The organism is Bradyrhizobium sp. (genome assembly GCF_019242285.1).
Classification (GTDB): Bacteria; Pseudomonadota; Alphaproteobacteria; order Rhizobiales; family Xanthobacteraceae; genus Bradyrhizobium.
In genome coordinates this window covers 1-4,069 of record NZ_JAFAVV010000513.1, presented here as the reverse complement: position 1 = coordinate 4,069, position 4,069 = coordinate 1, and the positions used below count along the sequence as shown (strand labels likewise).

The 4,069-nt window shown below is 65.6% G+C and carries 5 protein-coding genes; all 5 read left to right on the top strand.

All coding sequences use genetic code 11. The annotated features are described in order from the left end of the window. Positions 1-304 (top strand): ABC transporter permease subunit (locus JOY90_RS20280; protein ID WP_291692885.1); only part of this gene is annotated, 304 nt, incomplete at its 5' end. A gap of 2 nt (positions 305-306) precedes the next feature. Next, complete coding sequence (locus JOY90_RS20275; RefSeq protein WP_291692884.1) at positions 307-1,152, top strand: ABC transporter permease; 846 nt, start codon at positions 307-309, stop codon at positions 1,150-1,152. Next, positions 1,152-1,889: an SDR family NAD(P)-dependent oxidoreductase gene (locus JOY90_RS20270; RefSeq protein ID WP_291692883.1), complete on the top strand. Its 738-nt coding sequence runs from the start codon at positions 1,152-1,154 to the stop codon at positions 1,887-1,889. Before JOY90_RS20275 ends, JOY90_RS20270 begins: the two co-directional genes overlap by 1 nt. Continuing rightward, on the top strand, positions 1,886-2,656 hold the full coding sequence (locus JOY90_RS20265; RefSeq protein ID WP_291692882.1) for an SDR family NAD(P)-dependent oxidoreductase: 771 nt from the start codon (positions 1,886-1,888) through the stop codon (positions 2,654-2,656). The genes JOY90_RS20270 and JOY90_RS20265 overlap by 4 nt, the downstream gene beginning before the upstream one ends. A 51-nt stretch (positions 2,657-2,707) precedes the next feature. Continuing rightward, positions 2,708-3,943, top strand: coding sequence for an extracellular solute-binding protein (locus tag JOY90_RS20260; protein ID WP_291692881.1), 1,236 nt, complete (start codon positions 2,708-2,710; stop codon positions 3,941-3,943). Positions 3,944-4,069: the final 126 nt, after the last annotated feature.

Below are 4,069 nucleotides of genomic sequence, written 5' to 3'. Positions count from 1 at the left end.
GATCGAGGCGGCGCGCGATCTCGGCGCCGGCTTCTTCCGCATCTTCCGCACCATCATCCTGCCGCTCTCGATGCCCGGCGTCATCGTCGGCGCCATCTTCGTTTCGGTGATGGTGCTCGGCGAGTTCGCCACCGCGTCGGCGCTGTCCGGGCGCAAGGTGAACATGCTCGGCAATATCATCGTGACGCAAGTCGGCTCGCTGAAATGGGCCTTCGCCGCCGTCGTCGGTGTGATCCTGACCGTGCTGATGGGCGTGGTGGTGGCGGCCTTCCTGCGCGTCGTCGATCTCAGGCGGGAGCTCTGATCATGCAGGCGCCCGTGATCAAGCCGCTGCTGGCGACCTACACCGCGCTGTTCATCGTCTTTCTCTACGGACCGTTCCTGGTCCTCACCATCCTGTCGTTCCAGACCGGGCCCAATGGCGGCCCGCAATTCCCGATCATCGAATGGTCGACCTACTGGTATCGCGAGATCTTCGGCCTGACGCCGCCGTCGCGGATCGCGCCGCTGCCGATCCGCGAAGCGCTGATCCGCTCGCTGTCGCTCGCGACCATGACCATGGTGGTCTCGACCGTGCTCGGCGTGATGTCGGCGCAGGCGTTCCGCTCGCGCTTCAAGGGCTCGGGCGTGGTGTTCTACCTGATCGCGCTCGGCATGATGGTGCCGGGCGTGCTGGTCGGGCTCGGGCTTGCGCTGGTCGCCAATGCGCTCGGCGTCGAGCGGACCTGGTGGGGCACGGCGTTCGTGCTGCACGTGGTCTACACCTTCCCGTTTGCCTTCCTGGTGATGCTCGCGATCTTCAACCGCTTCGATCCCTCGGTCGAGGAAGCGTCCTGGTCGCTCGGCGTCCCGCCGGTCACGACCTTCCGCAAGGTGACGTTCCCGCTGATCTTTCCCGGTGTGCTGTCGGCGATGCTGTTCGCCTTCACGCTCTCCTATGACGAGTTCTCGCGCACGCTGTTCTCGTCTGGGCGCGACTTGACGCTGCCGCTCGCGATCTACGGCACCTTTTCCATCGAGATCCATCCCAACATCTTCGCGTTCGGCGTGCTGACGACGCTGTTCTCCTTCGCGCTGCTCGCGGTCTACGCCATCCTGATGACGCTGTCGGTGCGCCGCGCCCGGCGCGTCGCGATCCAGGAGGAAAGCTGATGGCAGGCGAGGTCGCCATCGTCACCGGCGCAGGCTCCGGCATCGGCCGGGCCATCGCGCGACGGCTCGCGCGCGACGGCATGAAGGTGATCGTGGCCGACATCGCGGGCCAGGCGGCCGCAGCGGTCGCGGATGCCATCACAGCCGAAGGCCATGCGGCCAAGGCTGTCGAAGGCGACGTGTCGCGCGAGCAGGACGTCGCTGCGATCGTGGCCGCGGCGCGCGAGACATTTGGCGAGTGCGACGTGCTGGTGAACAATGCGGGCATCGTCCACCAGGCGAAATTCATCGACCTCACGCCGGCGGATTTCGACCGCATGCTCGCGGTCCATGTCCGCGGCACCTTCCTCTGCACCCATGCGGTGCTCGGCCCGATGCTCGCGAAGCGCCGCGGCGTCATCGTCAATATCGCGTCCCAGCTCGGCCAGATCGGCGGCGTCGAGCTCGTGCATTACAGCGCCGCCAAGGCCGCGATCATCGGGTTGACAAAATCGCTGGCGCGCGAGGTGAGCGCGCAGGGCGTGCGCGTCAACGCCATCGCGCCCGGGCCGATCAATACGCCGCTGGTGATGGCGATCTCGGAGGACTGGCGCAAGGCCAAGGCGCGCGAATTGCCCCTCGGCCGCTTCGGCGAGCCGGAGGAGGTGGCTTCCGCCGTCGCCTTCATCGCCTCCGACGAGGCCGCTTTGTTCGTCGGCCAGACGCTGGGACCCAATTCGGGAGATGTGATGCTGTGACGAGCGAAGCGAAGAAGCCGACCGTCCTGATCACCGGCGCCGGGATCGGCATCGGCAAGGCCACCGCCTTTGCCTTCGGCAAGGCCGGCTACCACGTCGTCGTGACCGACGTGCTCGCCGCGGAGGGCGAGGCGGTCGCGGCGGGAATCGTCGCCGCCGGCGGCGCGGCGCAGTTCGCGCCGCTCGACGTGCGTTCGACGGAAGAGGCCGATGCGCTGGTCGCCTGCCTCAACGCTCAGTTCGGCGCGCTCGACTGCATCGTCGCCAATGCCGGCATCGCCCACAAGGTGCCGCTGGAGCAACTGACCGACGCCAAGTGGGACGAGACCTTCGAGATCGACCTCAAGGGCATGATTCGCGTGCTGCGGCCGGCGCTTGGCGCCATGAAGGCGCGCAAGGCGGGCGCGATCGTCTGCATCTCCTCGATCATGGGCATCGCCTATGGCTGGGACCAGCATGTGCATTATTCGGCGGCCAAGTCCGGCGTCGTCGGGCTGATCCGCGGGCTCGCGGTCGAGCTCGCGCGAAGCGGCATCCGCGTCAACGGCATTGCGCCCGGTTACATCCGCACCGCGCAACTGCTGTCCGAGCAGCATTCGCTTGGGCCGCAAGGTGCCGCCAAGGCCGGCGAGTTCATTCCGATGGGCCGGATCGGCGAGCCCGAGGAGATCGCCGATGTCGTGCTGTTTCTGGCCTCGCATGCGGCCCGCTACATGACCGGGCAGATCGTGGTGGTCGATGGCGGCCTGCTGGTCGGCCGCTACTGAAAAGTCGTGTGAAGTTGAGGGTGATCGACGTTCAATTGGAGGGAGTGAAGCATGGTGGATAAGCTGGAAGTATCAAGACGCAATCTGTTGAAAGGCACGACGGGCGCGCTGGCGCTCGCGCTCGGCGGCGGCACGCCGTTCCTGTCGTCGCGGGCCGCCTACGCGGCCGCGGGCGACGTCGCCAAGGAGCAGCTTCGCACCATCGGGCTGTCGGTGACGGTGCAGGATCGTATCCTCGCCGACTTCAAGGCGAAGTCCGGCGTCGGCGGCACCTCGGGGACGGCCGCGACATTCCCGGACGCGCAGACCAAGATCCTGTCGGGCTCCAAGGATTTCGACTGCTGGGAGACCATCGGCGAGCGGCTGCCGGCGGTGACGCAGACCAACAGCATCGAGCCGGTTCCTGCCGCCTCGCTGAAGAACTGGGCCAACATCCGCGACACCTTCACCAAGGCGTCGCCGAAATTCGACAAGAAGGCGCAGATCGTCGGCCAGATCTGGGCCGACGACGCCCAGACCAAGCTGTGGATGGTGCCGGCGGTCTATAACTACGATTCCATCGGCTACAATCCGACGGTGTTGAGCGACGAGGAAGCCAACACCTGGACCGCGATCTTCGACAAGAAGTGGAAGGGCAAGTCCGGTCTCAACACCGATCCGCTGATCGCGCTCGGGCAGGCGGTGATGGCGATGAACACGCTCGGCATGTCCAGCGTGAAGAATCCCGGCAATCCCTCCAAGAAGGAGATCGAGGAGGCGATGAAGTTCCTCATCTCCAAGAAGAAGGAAGGCCAGTTCCGCGCGCTGTGGGGCGACTTCGGCGAGCTCGTCAACCTGATGGCATCAGGCGAAATGGTGGTCTGCGACGCCTGGCAGCCGGCGGTGATGGCGGTGAAGGGCCAGGGCAAGCCCGCCAAATATGCCGTGCCGAAGGAAGGCTATCGTGCCTGGTCGATCGGCCCGTCGATGATCACGGGCTCGCCGAACAAGGACGCGGTCTACGCCTATGCCGACTACTGGTTGTCCGGCCCACCCGGCATCACGGTGTCGGAGCAGGGCTACTACTCGCCCTCGACCAATATCAAGAACGTGATGCCGCCGGAGAAATACGCCTTCTGGTACGACGGCAAGCCCTGGGCGGGCAAGAGCGAGAACGGCATCAAGGAAGGCGATCTGCGCGACGGCGGCTCGCTGGAGACCCGTGCGGCCAATGTCGCCTATTGGCACCAATGGCCTGACGAATATGATTTCGTCATCCAGAAGTGGGACGAGTTCCTGAGCGCCTGAGCGCGCTTTTTCAGACCGCGGGGCCGGCGTGATCCGGTCCCGCCATGATCGCTTTAGGCGAGCGACGGGAGCGCGGGAACGGTGGCTTTCGATCTTCAACTGAAGAACGTCGGCAAGATCTACGAC

Excerpts from the sequence above, each read along its gene's own strand:
- JOY90_RS20275 (WP_291692884.1), top strand. The coding sequence starts at position 307 with ATGCAGGCGCCCGTGATCAAGCCGCTGCTGGCGACCTACACCGCGCTG.
- JOY90_RS20270 (WP_291692883.1), top strand. The coding sequence starts at position 1,152 with ATGGCAGGCGAGGTCGCCATCGTCACCGGCGCAGGCTCCGGCATCGGC.
- JOY90_RS20260 (WP_291692881.1), top strand. The coding sequence starts at position 2,708 with ATGGTGGATAAGCTGGAAGTATCAAGACGCAATCTGTTGAAAGGCACG.